Source organism: Psychroflexus sp. S27 (genome assembly GCF_002810405.1).
Taxonomy (GTDB): domain Bacteria; phylum Bacteroidota; class Bacteroidia; order Flavobacteriales; family Flavobacteriaceae; genus Psychroflexus; species Psychroflexus halocasei_A.
This window is the reverse complement of sequence record NZ_NEXQ01000023.1, coordinates 104,601-118,697: the sequence shown is the minus strand read 5'-3', so window position 1 is coordinate 118,697 and position 14,097 is coordinate 104,601. Positions and strand designations below refer to the sequence as shown.

The following is a 14,097-nucleotide window of genomic DNA, read 5'->3' as shown; positions in this document are numbered from 1 at the left end:
CATTTATTTTCTGTATTTTTAGAGATTCAGTTTAAAATCTAACAAATAGGAAGTCAGCATTTAAATGAGCTGTTTACGAATTTATGTATCAATTTTATATTAAACCTTTTTTTGATTTTTTAGGCGCTTTTTTCCTCTTCGTCTTTTTGATACCTATTTTATTGATACTTTCTGTCATCCTTTCAATTGCACATCGGTCAAGTCCTATTTTTATTCAAACACGTATAGGCCAATATCAAAAGAGATTTAAAATTTTCAAGTTTAAAAGCATTACTGAAAATGGGAAAACGACGAGATTTATGGCGTTTTTACGACGTAGTAAACTTGATGAATTACCACAATTGATCAATATTATGGCGATGCAAATGAGTTTTGTAGGTCCACGACCAGATATACCAGGATATTATGACCAATTAGGAGAAAAATATAAAAGCATAAGCAAGTTAAAGCCAGGATTAACTGGTTATGCTTCTCTACATTTTTCCAACGAAGAGCAGATTTTAAAATCACAAAGTGACCCGTTAAGCTATAATGACACTATCATTTTTCCTCAAAAGTTAAAATTAAACTCTCAATATGCTGAAGATATCAGCTTTTCAACAGATATTAAAATCATTTTAAAAACTGTACTCTTACCTTTTCGTTCATCATCTGAACTTGATTCCTGAAGTTAAATTAATTAGATTTACGGTAAAAATTTCTATGCAAACGATTGCTGATATTATCAAAAAAAGAAGATCGATCTATCCACATCAATATAATGATGAAAAAGTTTCAAAAGAAGAAATTCAAAAACTTTTAGAAGCGGCAAATTGGGCACCAACACATCGCAAAACTGAGCCTTGGCGTTACAAGGTTTTACAAGGAAAGTCTAAAACAAAATTTAGTGCGTTTGTTGGTTCATTATATCTCAAGTCAACTGATAAGCCTTCTAAATTTAAACAGAGAAAAATTATTGATAAGTTTCAGCAATCATCAGCTGTAATTGCTATTTGCTTACAAAGAGACCCTAAAGAAAGTGTTCCAGAATGGGAAGAAGTTGCCGCTGTAGCAATGTCGGTTCAGAACATGTGGCTACTTGCGACTGAAATGCAAATTGGTTGCTATTGGAGTTCGCCAAAAATGATTAAAGATTTTGGAGAATTCTTTGATTTTAAAGAAGGTGAAAAATGCTTAGGCTTGTTATATTTAGGAAAAACTGATGAGGAATGGCCAAAAGGTGAGCGACAAACTTCAATAGATGAAAAGATTCAATTCTTTGATTAAAATATTAAATCACGATAATTGATGATTTGATAAATGTAATAAACGCTAAAAGCCAAACTAAAAGTGAACTTCATCAAAGTTGACCCTAAGAAACCTAGAAACGAACCATAAGCAGCACGAAGAGCTGTTTTTCCTTTGCTTTTATTAAAAATAAATTCACCTATAAAAGCACCAACAAATGGCCCTATCAAAAATCCGAAAGGGATTGGTGCAATGAGCCCAACGATAAGTCCTATTGTGGTTCCTATCACGCCATATTTACTACCACCATAAGATTTTGTACCAATCGCAGGAACGATATAATCTAGCAAGAATACAACTAAAGCAACCACAAATGTTACAATAAGAATAGTATAATTCATCGGAATAACTGGTGCTAGATAAAAAAACAACAAACCCAACCAGCACAAAGGAGGACCTGGCAGAACCGGTAAAAAGCTACCGAGAATGCCAACAATACAAAGTATAAAGCCAATAGTGATTAATAGAATGCTCATTTTTTTTATTGTAAATATAAAATATCTCAGAATACAAAACTGACTTTAAGATTGATAAAGAAGAAGTATTTAAGTCAAAACATATCATATCTTTGTGAAGATTGAATTAAAATCAGACTTATTTTTAATTTAGCACTATGAAATCAATTTTAGCTGTTTTATTTATTTTCCTGATTTTAGGATGCCAAAAATTTGAAAAGCAAAATGCACAACAAATTTTAGAAAACGAAAAACAGCACATCAATTGGGATGAAGTTGATATTTATCCAGGTTTTGAATTTTGTGAAGAAGGATTAAGCAAAGAAAAAAGCTTCTTATGCTTTACTGAAAATATTGGTGCTTATTTAAATCTAGATCAATGTCTTCCTACTCAACTTAAAAACACAAACGATTGTTTTCAATTGCACTTGAGTGTTTCTAAAAGTGGAGAAATAATTTTCGACTCATTAGCTTCATCAACGAAAAATAATTTGAAGCTTTCTCAAAAAATTGATAGTTGCATCACTGAACTAAAGCCGATTTACCCAGCGCAAAAAAGGAGTGTTCCTGTTAAATTGAGTTTTGAAATTCCTCTACAATTTAAATAGTTATAAAGCGAAACGTAAACCCAAACTAAAATCGAGAGGTGTTTCACCGTTATCGTTAACACCAAGTGCAACAAAATCATTATAACTCACGAAAATCGTTGTGACTTTAGAAAGGTTGAAGTTAAGACTTGCGCCAAAGCTAATTGGTGTATCAAGTGCTGTTGTTTCTTCATCTTCAACCACTAATTCCTCATCTTGATTATAATAAGAGTTTTCAAATGAAACGTAATTCAAACTGAAAAATTCTACATTGGCAGCCGCATAAAAATACTTTGTATCTATAAATCTGAATCTATAATTCAAAGTTAATTGAGAAAGATTAAAATCATAATCCGTTGTATTTATCGTTTGATTAAACTGAAAGAAGAGACTATGTCTTCTAAACATTTTTCTGTTAGAAAGTTCAAGTTCAGCACCAGCGACGCCATATTTTTCATTATTTGGATTCGTAAATAAAAACTGGTTTGAAATACCACCAAAAACACTTAAACCGAGACTAAGTTTATCAACTTTATCATCAACACGATGATTGAATCTCTCTGTGAATATTACAAGTGATCGTGTTCTATAGTTAACAGACCTCATCGAGAGAGAACGATTCAGCAAAGTTTGAATCTTTTGATGAAAGTTATTTTTTTCTAACAATACGTTTTTCCCTTCATAACTCATAATATAAAGGCGATCACCAGTTGTGTGCTCTGAATACAAACTCAACTCTCCATCTTCCAACAACTTAACATCGTAAGTTTTTTGATCTACTGTTATCTTATTTTGTGCTGAAGCAATGCATATTAGAAAAAATAAACAAAAAGTGTATATCAATTTCATATTTAATGTATATCTAAATGGATTAAAATTTAAATTGGCGTGATTTCCAACTGTAGTCTTTATTAAGAACTGCAAAAATAAAAATAAAAAGACTAAAAGGGTAAACTATATAAAATAATAAAAGTTCTTTAGCACAAAATCCTAAATGAAACTTCTTAGAAAATTCGTTTAAAAGTCGATAATCAATAACGAATTTGGCAATTATGTAAAAACTAAAGATAAGTTCTATTTGATTTAAAAAAAACAATAATATAAAGCCAAAAATCATATTTAGTTGACCTAAAAACAAAATTAAACCAAGACGTTTTGCTGTTCTATTCTTAACATGTTTTGACTTAAGAAACCATCTTTTCCTTTGATTGATTAAAGCTGAAAAAGATTCTTGAGAAGCGGATAAAACAACTTCAGAAAACTCTAAATATCTGATTTTAAGTTTCATTTGAATGAATTTTTCTAATAAAAAAACATCATCACCGCTCGCAATATTTAGGTTCTTTTTATAAGGATCAGACTCCAAAAAGGCAGAGCGTTTAAAGCTCATGTGGGCTGCATTATTCGCAATTGGTTGACCTTGAATCATGCAGGACATACTCACAGCCTGAATTGCCATAAAATCATAATATTGAAATTGACTCAGAAAGGTGTTTTTCTTTATAAAGCTCACCGCTCCCGCTATCAAGTCTGGTTGTTGATCGATAATCTGTAAATGATGCGCTTTGAGTATTCCGATTGGCAAAATACAATCTGCATCCGTTGTTAAAATGTATTCTCCAGAAGCTTGATTTACGCCATACTTTACAGCATGTTTTTTGGTTGATAGACCAACATCTGATAAATGAAATAGATGAATATTAACATTGAATTTATTGACCAAATCATTCATTTCAGTTCTTGACATATCTGACGAATGATCGTCGACTAAAATGATTTCAAATTTATCTAAAGAATAATCTATTTCAGAAATTGATTGTAATAAATAAGGAAGTCTATCAGCTTCATTTCTGAAAGAAACCAAAAGGCTAAAATTTGTCAATTCGTCCTCTAGATTCAGTTTTTGCTTAGAAAATTTAAACTTAGAAAGCTTTTTTGTGATCCATCCTGTTACGATTAGGTATAGAATTGCAATTCCGCTAAAAATAATGACGAGTAAATTCAACTTAAAGCTGTTTTTTGAAATGAATAACGACTCAGCAAAACAGTTCCTATGATTGCTGGCAAAGCAAAATTGAGAAACCACATGATGAAACTAACAAGCCCAACCGCAGTGGCTGAAACTCCTAAGTAATTGAAAATAAAAATAGCGACACTTCCTTTAATAGCGAAATCAATAATAAAAAAGCTTGGTAAAAATGAAGCAAATAAATACATCAAATTAATCGCCATCATTGCTTCAAGATAATCAACTTCAGTTATAAAATTCAGTAAAAAGAAATATTGATGGCTAAAAACTAAATGCTTAATTAAAGATAGAGTAATTAATAGCATCAATTGTTTTGGCCTTTTGATCAGTAGAGATTTTATTTTATTTTGAAAATTTTCCTTTGTGAAAAACAAGATTGTGGCAGATAAAATCACTAGTATCAATATTGAATACATAATTGTATTATTTAATTCTAAACCATAATATTTCACAAAATAAAATAAAGCAACAAACCCAAAAATTATGGTGCTCATCAATTGTGAAAAAGAGGCTCTAAAATTTGCTAATAAAACTTTTTTTCTATTTCTCTTTTGAAAAAAAATCAATTTAGCCGCATAATCACCAATGCGCTGCGGCGTAAAAATAGCTATACTATGAGATGTAAATGAGTGGTAAGCCGCTTTAAAAAAACTAATTTGACGAAAATGAGAAACTGAGATTTTCCATTTTGAAAACTCGAATGACCAATTCAATACAGAAAACAAAAGCATGCTACTAAGAAGCAAAATTTTGTGAGTTAAAGTGATATTTTCTTGGTAAGCAACGAGAATATTGACATATTGTTCTTCTGCTGAAATCTCATAAAAAATATAGAGTAAACAAATAATTGCAAAAACGAGCTGAAGTCCTTTGATAAATATTTGTTTAGTTTTGTTTGCCATGAGATTGGCAAAAGTAACAAATTAAAAAACTGTAATGGCTGAAAAAATTATTTTAGGAATTGACCCAGGAACTACCATTATGGGATTTGGCATTATTAAGATTGATGGTAAAAAAATGTCATTTATTCAGATGAATGAGCTCGACTTGAAAAAGTACAAGGACCATTACACCAAATTAAAATTAATTTTTGAGCGAACTATTGAACTGATAGACAGTCACCATCCAGATGAAATTGCTATTGAGGCACCATTCTTTGGTAAAAATGTTCAATCTATGCTAAAGTTGGGTCGAGCACAAGGTGTTGCTATGGCGGCAGGTTTGTCAAGAGAAGTAACAATTACAGAGTATTCTCCAAAAAAAATAAAAATGGCAATTACAGGATACGGTAATGCGAGCAAAGAACAAGTTGCAAGAATGTTACAAAGCACTTTAAATTTAAAAAGCTTACCAAAAAACTTAGATGCTACAGATGGACTTGCTGCTGCTGTTTGTCATTTCTATAACAGCTCAAAAACAATAGGTTCAAAATCATACACAGGTTGGGATGCGTTTATCAAGCAAAACGAAAAACGTATCAAAAAATAAAAGCCACTACTTGACGTAATGGCTTTATATAACATGACAATTTTGGTTTATTTCTTAATAAATTTATGAACACTTGTTCCGCGATCAGTATAAATCTTAAGAATATAAATACCTGAATTTAAATTAGATACATTGATAACATCTTTAGAATTAAAGTTTAAAGATTCAAGTTGTTGCCCTTGTAAATTAAACAGTTTCAACTGCTCTATCTCGATATCTTTGGTGTTAATTTTTAAAAGATCATTCGCTGGATTAGGATAAATGCTAATTATATTTTCAACATCAGGCTGTTCAGCACCCATCGTTACATTTTCAAAACTAACGTAAAAACGGTCAGTAGCAATTGATTCTGGTATATTAGAATCAACATTAAAAGTGTAAACCTCATCGTTAGAAAGCTCAATAGAGTTTTCTGTATATGTATCATTAAGAAGAACTTTTAAATCTTCAGGTTGATGATCCATCATAAACTGAATCACATAATTTTCTTCTTCATAACCAGAAATAAACAGCTCTATTTCTTCATCAATTTCAGGTAAAGAACGATTATCAATAGAAGTCAATTTATCATTTACAATTGCAAAATTTTCACCTGGATTAGGCATTTTGCTTGCGTCCTCGTCACTTGAAGGTGTTGTGTAATCATCAGCAAACCTTAAACCAATAGCATCACTTTCTGATTCACCATTAAGTAAAGCAGAGTTTTTATATAAACGCATATTAATATAAAACTCTGGCTGATTTGAAAAAACTGAATTTTGTGCTGTGGAAGTTGACTTCGCGGCTTGCGTAAAAGTCAAACCTGGTGCTTGATTAACAGCACTTGAGTTTTGAACAAAAAATGCTTGACCTGGCATTATAAATTTATTAGCTTCAGATGAGCTAGGACTCGGTGAATTTGCATTGACATCTATTGCAACATAGGCGCCTCTTCCATTAGCACCAGCTAAAGTTGGATCCCACACATACAACATAGACGTGTTAATATCACCTGTAAAAGTCAAGGCTGAAAAATCAACAATAGCTTGATAGGGATTTCCCACAAAACTAAAGAAACTATTTGCTTGCGCTAAAACTGGCGAATAACTATTAGTCATTAAACTTCCTTTGGAAATCAAAGTTGTATTTGTTGGCGTTGCATTTTGATCATTCAGATCAATTGTTCGGTCACCTCTAACCATAATTCTATAGGCTTTTCCTGCCTCCATCAACTGACTCGCAGAGGTTAAGACTTCCCAGACGTCACTACTGTTTTGCGATGCTGATTGGTTGTTAAATGTGAATACCGATGGATTATTTGTTTGTGTTACATCAAATCCATTTGCAGCTCCACCAGCTCCTGTGATATGCGTTCCTTGCTGCCATGCATCTGCAAAGCTTTGACCTCCAACTGAGGTTGATAAAAATCGGAATGCTCTTTTAGCTGGAATAAAACGCTCAACAACGACATCTCCAATACCAGAAATTGCCCCATTAAATTCATCAAACTGTGCTGTTCCAGTAGCATCACTTTTAAAGACTAAAGAACCCTCATTGACTAGGTTATTAACTATATTTAAAACAATTGAGGAATCAAGATTTAAGGTCGCACCAGTATTGATATTCAAATTCTTAGAACTTACATCAGCTGTAAATTGAGTTGTGCCACTCAAAACTTCAATATTATCATTGATAGTTGAAACACCACTTGGGTCATTAGGTGACCAAGAAGTTCCGTCGTAAACATAATTTACTGAAGCTTGTGTCCCACAATTTGAAGTGTGACTTCCTAAGTTTGAAACATCATCCTTAGGGTAAACAGTCCACTCTGAATTAGCTGCTGTAGTTCCAGCTGAAGTTGCCCAACTTGTATTAGGCGAACAGACATCAGATTTTCTGACTAAAGTATGAACTTCAGTAGCCGATGTTGCTCCTGCAACATCCCAGCCTACACCTGGATCAACGCCAATTTCACCAATAACATCAATAACAGTTCCATTTTTAACTAAAGCAATCGCATCATTTCCGTTATAATTAGCTACAGATGAAGTGTAAGTAGGAACTGAAGCTGGATGAATAGTGGCACTAGAATTTCTTATCACCAAAGTTTCTCCGTTATTAAGACTTATTGGAAAAACTGGATCTGTAAAATCTTCAGGACTATTTGGAGTTGTATTTCCATTAACATATAACTCAACACTATAATCACTTAAATTGACAGGTACTCCTGTCCCGTTATAAATTTCTATGTATTTATTATTACTTGAACCTTCAATATATTCTGAAAAAAACAGATCAGTAGCGCCTGAGATTGGAGCTGTTACATCAAAAGTTGAAGAATCATAAGTTCCTGTAATTAATGTTGAATCATCTGCAGCTGTTAGATTGACTCCAGTCACTTCAGTATCAAAAAATAAGTTTGAAAAAGCAGCAACACCATTGACTGCTTCAACTGTTGTCGTTGCTGAAGCATTAAAAATAGCAGAACTGATCATCGAAATACTAAAACCTAAACCTGAATAATCTATATCAATATTATTATTAGCATCAGTATAAGCAATATCAACAGCAGGCGACATCACTTCGTTAACGATTACTTCAGATGGTTGTTGCAAGTATGATAACTGACTCGCTTCAACATCGATAGTAATGTCATTTCCAACAACATCACCTAAAGTAAAACTTGATACAAAACCAGAACCGTTTGTATCAATCAGCCAAAAAGCCAGGATTAGCTCCATCTACTTTAAATTGTAAGACACTTCCATCTTGAATGTTAGATGAATTGAGATAAGCAAAAATTTAAAAATCTAAAGCACCTCCATCAGAAATAGAAACTGGGGTTGAAAAATCTAAAAGTATTTCAGAATCTGAAATTGTCGCAGTTGGCGTATAAATATTAATATCAGAATCTATGACTTGAAAACCTTGTAAATAATCAGACCAATTTGCTGTATTATTAGGCCCAGGCACTAAACGCACACGTGATAAATTAGTCGGCAAGCCATCACCACTTCCCTGATCTTCAACTGTAAATTTAAAAACATCTGTTGCACTTGTCACTGTAGTTATATCAGCAGCTGTAACAGTTTTCGCCGCAACTTGATTAGCTGGCGCATAAACTTCAGTTGTTTGATCGTTAGAGGAACCTGCATAAGCTGTCCAAGAAATATCATCAACAATAACCTGATTACCCGTAATATTTCTAATCTCAATTGTAACATCACCAGAAATATCAATATTATTCACAGTAAATACATGCTCACTGAAATCATCAAAAGGCGTTGAAGCACCTTGAGAAACTCCATTAACAAAAAGTTCAACTTGTCTATTTCCACTTCCTGTAAAACCTTTATATAATTTAATAGAAAAATTGCCGATACCTCCTGAAATATCACTAGAAGTTACAGCACTATTATCTGAACTTCTTCTTAACATGAGTGCAGGTAAATTAATTCCTGAATTATTGGTATCACCATCGCCATCACGAGACTCTACATAACTCCAAGTCACTCCGTTATTTCCAATAAAACTAGAAGTAGAATAACTGGCTCCTGCATTAGAATTTGAAAAACCTTCTAATCCTTGTCCATACGAGTATGAAACTATAAGACAAAATAAAAAGGCTGCTTTTCAGCCCGCGTAATTTTGTTTTCATAATTGAGATTTTTAACAAATTTAACGATTAACTTATCTGATTCAAAAAAATATCAGTTTTAAAACAAAGCTTAACATAAGTTCAATAATTACTAGGAAAAGGGAATAATTATTATAAAAAAAGCTGCCTTTTAAAAGGCAGCTTTATCATATTTATCTTTAAGTAAACTCATTAACTCGCTTGTTTCAACTGTTTAAGGTTTGATTTACTCAATGCTTTTTCAGCATATGTTTTTGTGACTTTAAACTCTTTCTCATCACTTTCAGGCAGATCAAACATTGCATCTGTCAATATTGTTTCGCACAAAGCTCGCAGTCCCCTTGCACCGAGCTTATACTCTAAGGCTTTTTCTACGACAAAATCTAATGCGCCATCGGTAATGCTAAAATCAACACCATCCATTTCAAACAATTTTTTATATTGCTTGATGATTGCGTTTTTGGGTTCAGTTAGAATCAATTTTAAAGCATTTTTATCTAAAGGATTCATGTTAGTTAAGACAGGTAAACGTCCTATGACTTCAGGAATGAGCCCGTAGTCTTTTAAATCTCTTGGTGTGATGTATTTTAAATAGTTTTCTTTGTCTATATCATCACCTTTTTTAGAAGCATCATAACCTACAGCTTGCATGTTCAAACGTTTGGAAATTGCACGCTCAATACCATCAAAAGCACCTCCGGCAATAAACAGAATGTTTTCTGTTTCAACTTCGATGAATTTTTGGTCAGGATGTTTCCGACCTCCTTTAGGTGGAACGTTAACTGTTGTGCCTTCCAGAAGTTTCAATAATGCTTGCTGCACGCCTTCACCACTTACATCACGTGTAATAGAAGGATTATCACTTTTACGAGCGATTTTATCAATTTCATCAATAAAGACAATTCCTCTTTGTGCTTTTTCAACATTATAATCTGCAGCCGCAAGAAGTTTTGTCAAGATGGTTTCAACATCTTCCCCAACATAACCTGCTTCTGTCAATATCGTTGCATCCACAATAGCCAAAGGCACGTTCAGCATTTTAGCAATTGTTTTAGCAACTAATGTTTTTCCTGTTCCTGTTGGGCCTACCACAACAATATTTGATTTTTGAATCTCAATATCATCATCGTTTTTGGGTTGCAGAATACGTTTATAGTGATTATAAACTGCCACAGACATCACTTTTTTAGTTTGATCTTGTCCTACAACATATTCATCTAAAAATGATTTGATCGCTTTTGGTTTTCTGAGCTTTAACTCTGAAGTTAATTCAGATTTTGAATCTTGCTTTGACTCTTCCAAAACGATACCATGTGCTTGTTCAATACAACGATCACAGATATGCGCGTCTAAACCAGCAATCAATAAATTGGTTTCTGCTTTTTTACGTCCACAAAATGAACATTCTAATACTTCTTTAGCCATAATATTTTTTTAATCTCTTTTCAAGATTTCATCAATCATTCCGTAATCTTTTGCTTCTGAAGAATTCATCCAAAAATCACGATCACCATCTTCATAAACCTCATCATAAGATTTCCCTGTATGTTTGGAAAGAATTTTATATAGTTCTTCTTTCAACATAATGATTTGTTTAGCAGTAATCTCAATATCATCAGCTTGACCTTGAGCACCACCCATAGGTTGGTGAATCATCACACGTGAATGTGGCAAACCACTTCTTTTACCTTCTGCTCCTGCGCATAACAAAATCGCTCCCATAGAGGCAGCAATACCTGTATTAATTGTCGCAACATCTGGCTTGATAAACTGCATTGTATCATAAATCCCGAGACCTGCATAAACGCTTCCGCCTGGAGAATTGATATAAATTTGGATATCTTTTGCTGCATCTGTACTTTCTAAAAACAAAAGTTGTGCTTGTATAATATTCGCAACTTGATCATTAATCGGTGTTCCTAAGAAAATGATTCTATCCATCATTAATCTAGAAAAAACATCCATTGCCACGGCATTCATTTGACGCTCTTCAATAATGTTTGGCGTCATCCCAACAGGATACATACTCGTGATAATCTTGTCGTAATAATTGCTATTGATCCCTTGATCTTTAGTCGCAAATTTTTGAAATTCTTTATTTAAATCCATTATTTTCAAATTTGTGCTACGAAGATAAACTGAACTTGATTAGTTTATGAAAAAAATATGCTAAAAGTTATCTTTTAGCATATTTAAATTCTTCGTCTATGAATAGATGTTTATTTGTAAACCTTATCGATAAACTCTTTATAAGTAACCTTTTCTTCTTTAAGGTTCATTTTTTCTTTATAAAAATCAAGAAGCTTTTGACTCATCGCTTGTTCAGCCATTTTTCTTGCCTCATCTTGATTTGACAACACACGCATTGCGATATCTTCTAACTGATCGTCAGGTAAATTTGCTTGACCAAATTGTGCCATTTGCGCTTTAATTCTATCAATCGCCATTGATTTAAGATCTTCTTGAGAAACCTCTAAATCGTTTGCTTTAATAATTTTGCCTTCAATCAATTGGTATTTTAAACCTTTCTTTGAATTTTCAAACTCTTCGCGCGCTTCTTCCTCAGTCATTTTTTGCTCACCTTGCGTTTGCAACCATTTGACCAAAAATTCTGATGGTAATTCAAAATCAACTGAACCGATTAAGTGCTCAGTGATGTCATTTAATAATTGCTGATCGCCTTGTTGTGCGAAAGTTTGCTCAGAATCTTTAGCGATTTTTTCACGCATTTCTTTTTCTGAAGTGATTTCACCTTCACCAAAATATTTATCAAAAAGCTCTTGATTTAATTCAGCAGGAATATTTTCGTTGATTTCGTTAATCGTTAAGGTCAATTCAACTTTAAGGTCTTCAGCTTTTTCAGCATCAACACCTAATTTACTTGCTAAAGTTTCATCGTCTTTAAAAAGCTTGTTAGTCTTAACAGTCACTTGCTCACCAGTTTTAGCTCCTAAAATCTGTTTAGCATTTGTTTTTCCGTCAACTTCATCAATATTGAAACTTGTGTTGTGCTCAATACCTTCTTCTTCATTATGGAAAACACCCTCAATTGTGTAGCCTTCTTTAACTTCGTTTTGTGAAACGATTTTTCCATATTGCTTCTGAATCATTTTGACTTGGTTGTCAATCATTTCTTCATCAGCAGTTACGATGTAATGCGTAATTGGCTCTTTATTATCAAGGCTTAATTCGAATTCAGGCGCAAGACCTAACTCAAATTCAAAACTATAGTTTTCAGCATTCCAATCAAAATTGTCTTGTTGAACTGGAAGTGGATTTCCTAAAATATCTAACTTTTGCTCAGCGATATAATTGTTTAGTGAATCTTGTAAAAGTCTATTCACCTCATCAACTAAAACTGCTTGACCATATTGTTTTTTAATCATTCCTTTAGGAACCATTCCTTTACGAAAACCTGGAATGTTAGCTGTTTTTCTGTAATTATTTAAAACACCATCAACCTTTTCGCTATAATCTTCTTTAGCGATATCAACTTTTACAACTGCATTTAATGCATCTTTATTTTCTAAACTTATATCCATTTCTATCCAATAGTTTTTTGAGTTTGCAAAACTACAATTTATTTAACGTCTTGACAAGTTTTTGATAATCAGTTCATCAAATCCTTAAATCAAGTTTATTTTGAGGTATTGACTTGATTATTAATGAGAATCAAGTTTGTTTTTCCTTAGATTTCAACAAGAGTTTAAACATAAAAATATCATAAATCGTATGCGCTAATATGGCAGCATAAATATCAAAGTACTCATATAAATAACCAAAACCAGCAGAAATCAGAATCAGAAATACACCATAAATGCTCTTCTTCCAATCCTTGAAATTCAAGTAACCATGAATCAAAACAAAGAAGATTGCAACTGGCCAGATACCAAAGAACTCTTGCAACATTCCTCTAAAGAAAATCTCCTCTCCTATGCCTGCGCACAGTGAATAAAAAATGATATCTGGTGTTTTAATCTCTACATCTGCAAAGATTTCTGAATAAAAACTCTTGACATTTTTAAAGATATCAAGCTTTAAAAGCAGAATTCCTAAACCTGAAGCAATGAGACCAAATAATAACCCTACTCCTATTGATAAACCGCTAAAAAACTCTGGGAAAATTGAAAAGTAATCGAACGAATCGCTGAAATGTCCAACAACAAAAGCAACCGCTGGAAAGACAAATAGCGTAACAACTGATGCTGCAAAAAGATTGATTTTTTTCATAAAAAACTATGCTTTTTCAGCAAGCTGAAATACAAGAGATTGGAAGAAAGTCAGCAATAAACTGAATAACAGCGCCCACCAAAAACCGTCAACTTGAAATCCTGAAACCAAGGCATCACCCAACAAAATAATGATAGCATTGATCACCAAGAGAAATAATCCAAAAGTTATAATGGTCACTGGTAAAGTTAAGATGAGTAAAATTGGCTTTACAAAAAGATTCAGCATTGATATCACTGCAGCTGCAACAACAGCAATTAAGAAGCTATCAACATAAACACCAGGAAGTATATTTGCTAAAACCACAACGATAATCGCAGAAATAATCAATCTTAATAAGATTTTCATCACTTATAATTTTTATTCAAAATTACAATAATCAATAAGAATGAGTAAACCCCTTAA

Annotated in this window: 15 protein-coding genes; 4 read left to right on the top strand and 11 right to left on the bottom strand. The window is 32.7% G+C overall.

The genetic code is table 11. The features are described from left to right. Nucleotides 1–83 precede the first annotated feature (83 nt). Entirely contained in the window at nt 84–668 is a 585-nt protein-coding gene (locus tag CAP47_RS06925; protein ID WP_100775966.1) for a sugar transferase, read from the top strand. Nucleotides 669–702: 34 nt separating this feature from the next. Then, a complete protein-coding gene (locus tag CAP47_RS06920; RefSeq protein WP_100776105.1) occupies nt 703–1,266 on the top strand; it encodes a nitroreductase in 564 nt (187 codons plus the stop codon). Here the strand turns inward: CAP47_RS06920 and CAP47_RS06915 are convergent. Beyond that, on the bottom strand, nt 1,263–1,763 hold the full coding sequence (locus CAP47_RS06915; protein WP_093245097.1) for a DUF456 domain-containing protein: 501 nt from the start codon (nt 1,761–1,763) through the stop codon (nt 1,263–1,265). The genes CAP47_RS06920 and CAP47_RS06915 overlap by 4 nt on opposite strands. Before the next feature lie 137 nt (nt 1,764–1,900). Here CAP47_RS06915 and CAP47_RS06910 point away from each other — a divergent pair, with 137 nt between their 5' ends. After that, nucleotides 1,901–2,350 (top strand): hypothetical protein, encoded by a 450-nt coding sequence (locus CAP47_RS06910; protein ID WP_100775965.1) that lies wholly within the window; start codon nt 1,901–1,903, stop codon nt 2,348–2,350. Here the strand turns inward: CAP47_RS06910 and CAP47_RS06905 are convergent, their stop codons facing one another. From CAP47_RS06905 to CAP47_RS06895, 3 genes are read right to left on the bottom strand one after another with little or no spacing between them, the layout of a single operon-like run. After that, nucleotides 2,351–3,178, bottom strand: a complete 828-nt coding sequence (locus tag CAP47_RS06905; protein ID WP_100775964.1) for a hypothetical protein — start codon at nt 3,176–3,178, stop codon at nt 2,351–2,353. It abuts the gene before it with no gap. A 22-nt stretch (nt 3,179–3,200) separates the two neighbouring features. Further along, nucleotides 3,201–4,334 carry a glycosyltransferase gene (locus tag CAP47_RS06900; RefSeq protein WP_192869959.1) on the bottom strand — a complete coding sequence of 378 codons (1,134 nt, stop codon included), beginning with the start codon at nt 4,332–4,334 and terminating at the stop codon, nt 3,201–3,203. Continuing rightward, nucleotides 4,331–5,260 carry a hypothetical protein gene (locus CAP47_RS06895; protein ID WP_100775962.1) on the bottom strand — a complete coding sequence of 310 codons (930 nt, stop codon included), beginning with the start codon at nt 5,258–5,260 and terminating at the stop codon, nt 4,331–4,333. The genes CAP47_RS06900 and CAP47_RS06895 overlap by 4 nt, the downstream gene beginning before the upstream one ends. 34 nt (nt 5,261–5,294) lie before the next feature. Between CAP47_RS06895 and ruvC the strand changes: the two genes are divergently transcribed. After that, the gene (gene ruvC / locus CAP47_RS06890) at nt 5,295–5,846 is read left to right on the top strand and encodes a crossover junction endodeoxyribonuclease RuvC (protein ID WP_100775961.1); all 552 of its coding nucleotides are present in this window, start codon (nt 5,295–5,297) and stop codon (nt 5,844–5,846) included. 47 nt (nt 5,847–5,893) lie between these two features. Here the strand turns inward: ruvC and CAP47_RS06885 are convergent, their stop codons facing one another. From CAP47_RS06885 to CAP47_RS06855, 7 genes are all read right to left on the bottom strand, one after another. After that, nucleotides 5,894–8,566: a T9SS type A sorting domain-containing protein gene (locus CAP47_RS06885; protein WP_100775960.1), complete on the bottom strand. Its 2,673-nt coding sequence runs from the start codon at nt 8,564–8,566 to the stop codon at nt 5,894–5,896. A gap of 61 nt (nt 8,567–8,627) precedes the next feature. Next, entirely contained in the window at nt 8,628–9,338 is a 711-nt protein-coding gene (locus tag CAP47_RS06880) for a hypothetical protein (RefSeq protein WP_100775959.1), read from the bottom strand. 316 nt (nt 9,339–9,654) lie between these two features. Further along, on the bottom strand, nt 9,655–10,887 hold the full coding sequence (gene clpX, locus CAP47_RS06875) for an ATP-dependent Clp protease ATP-binding subunit ClpX (protein ID WP_100775958.1): 1,233 nt from the start codon (nt 10,885–10,887) through the stop codon (nt 9,655–9,657). Between the two features lie 9 nt (nt 10,888–10,896). Further along, nucleotides 10,897–11,571: a ClpP family protease gene (locus tag CAP47_RS06870; RefSeq protein ID WP_093245063.1), complete on the bottom strand. Its 675-nt coding sequence runs from the start codon at nt 11,569–11,571 to the stop codon at nt 10,897–10,899. A gap of 110 nt (nt 11,572–11,681) precedes the next feature. Then, on the bottom strand, nt 11,682–13,004 hold the full coding sequence (gene tig, locus CAP47_RS06865) for a trigger factor (protein WP_100775957.1): 1,323 nt from the start codon (nt 13,002–13,004) through the stop codon (nt 11,682–11,684). Between the two features lie 130 nt (nt 13,005–13,134). Beyond that, on the bottom strand, nt 13,135–13,692 hold the full coding sequence (locus CAP47_RS06860; protein WP_093245053.1) for a CPBP family intramembrane glutamic endopeptidase: 558 nt from the start codon (nt 13,690–13,692) through the stop codon (nt 13,135–13,137). 6 nt (nt 13,693–13,698) lie between these two features. Next, complete coding sequence (locus tag CAP47_RS06855) at nt 13,699–14,040, bottom strand: phage holin family protein (protein WP_093245049.1); 342 nt, start codon at nt 14,038–14,040, stop codon at nt 13,699–13,701. Nucleotides 14,041–14,097: the final 57 nt, after the last annotated feature.

What these genes read in the sequence shown, in the direction of transcription:
- CAP47_RS06925 (WP_100775966.1), top strand. Translation starts at nt 84, where the DNA reads ATGTATCAATTTTATATTAAACCTTTTTTTGATTTTTTAGGCGCTTTT.
- CAP47_RS06920 (WP_100776105.1), top strand. Translation starts at nt 703, where the DNA reads ATGCAAACGATTGCTGATATTATCAAAAAAAGAAGATCGATCTATCCA.
- CAP47_RS06915 (WP_093245097.1), bottom strand. Translation starts at nt 1,763, where the DNA reads ATGAGCATTCTATTAATCACTATTGGCTTTATACTTTGTATTGTTGGC.
- CAP47_RS06910 (WP_100775965.1), top strand. Translation starts at nt 1,901, where the DNA reads ATGAAATCAATTTTAGCTGTTTTATTTATTTTCCTGATTTTAGGATGC.
- CAP47_RS06905 (WP_100775964.1), bottom strand. Translation starts at nt 3,178, where the DNA reads ATGAAATTGATATACACTTTTTGTTTATTTTTTCTAATATGCATTGCT.
- CAP47_RS06895 (WP_100775962.1), bottom strand. Translation starts at nt 5,260, where the DNA reads ATGGCAAACAAAACTAAACAAATATTTATCAAAGGACTTCAGCTCGTT.
- ruvC (WP_100775961.1), top strand. Translation starts at nt 5,295, where the DNA reads ATGGCTGAAAAAATTATTTTAGGAATTGACCCAGGAACTACCATTATG.
- CAP47_RS06885 (WP_100775960.1), bottom strand. Translation starts at nt 8,566, where the DNA reads ATGGAGCTAATCCTGGCTTTTTGGCTGATTGATACAAACGGTTCTGGT.
- clpX (WP_100775958.1), bottom strand. Translation starts at nt 10,887, where the DNA reads ATGGCTAAAGAAGTATTAGAATGTTCATTTTGTGGACGTAAAAAAGCA.
- CAP47_RS06870 (WP_093245063.1), bottom strand. Translation starts at nt 11,571, where the DNA reads ATGGATTTAAATAAAGAATTTCAAAAATTTGCGACTAAAGATCAAGGG.
- tig (WP_100775957.1), bottom strand. Translation starts at nt 13,004, where the DNA reads ATGGATATAAGTTTAGAAAATAAAGATGCATTAAATGCAGTTGTAAAA.
- CAP47_RS06860 (WP_093245053.1), bottom strand. Translation starts at nt 13,692, where the DNA reads ATGAAAAAAATCAATCTTTTTGCAGCATCAGTTGTTACGCTATTTGTC.
- CAP47_RS06855 (WP_093245049.1), bottom strand. Translation starts at nt 14,040, where the DNA reads ATGAAAATCTTATTAAGATTGATTATTTCTGCGATTATCGTTGTGGTT.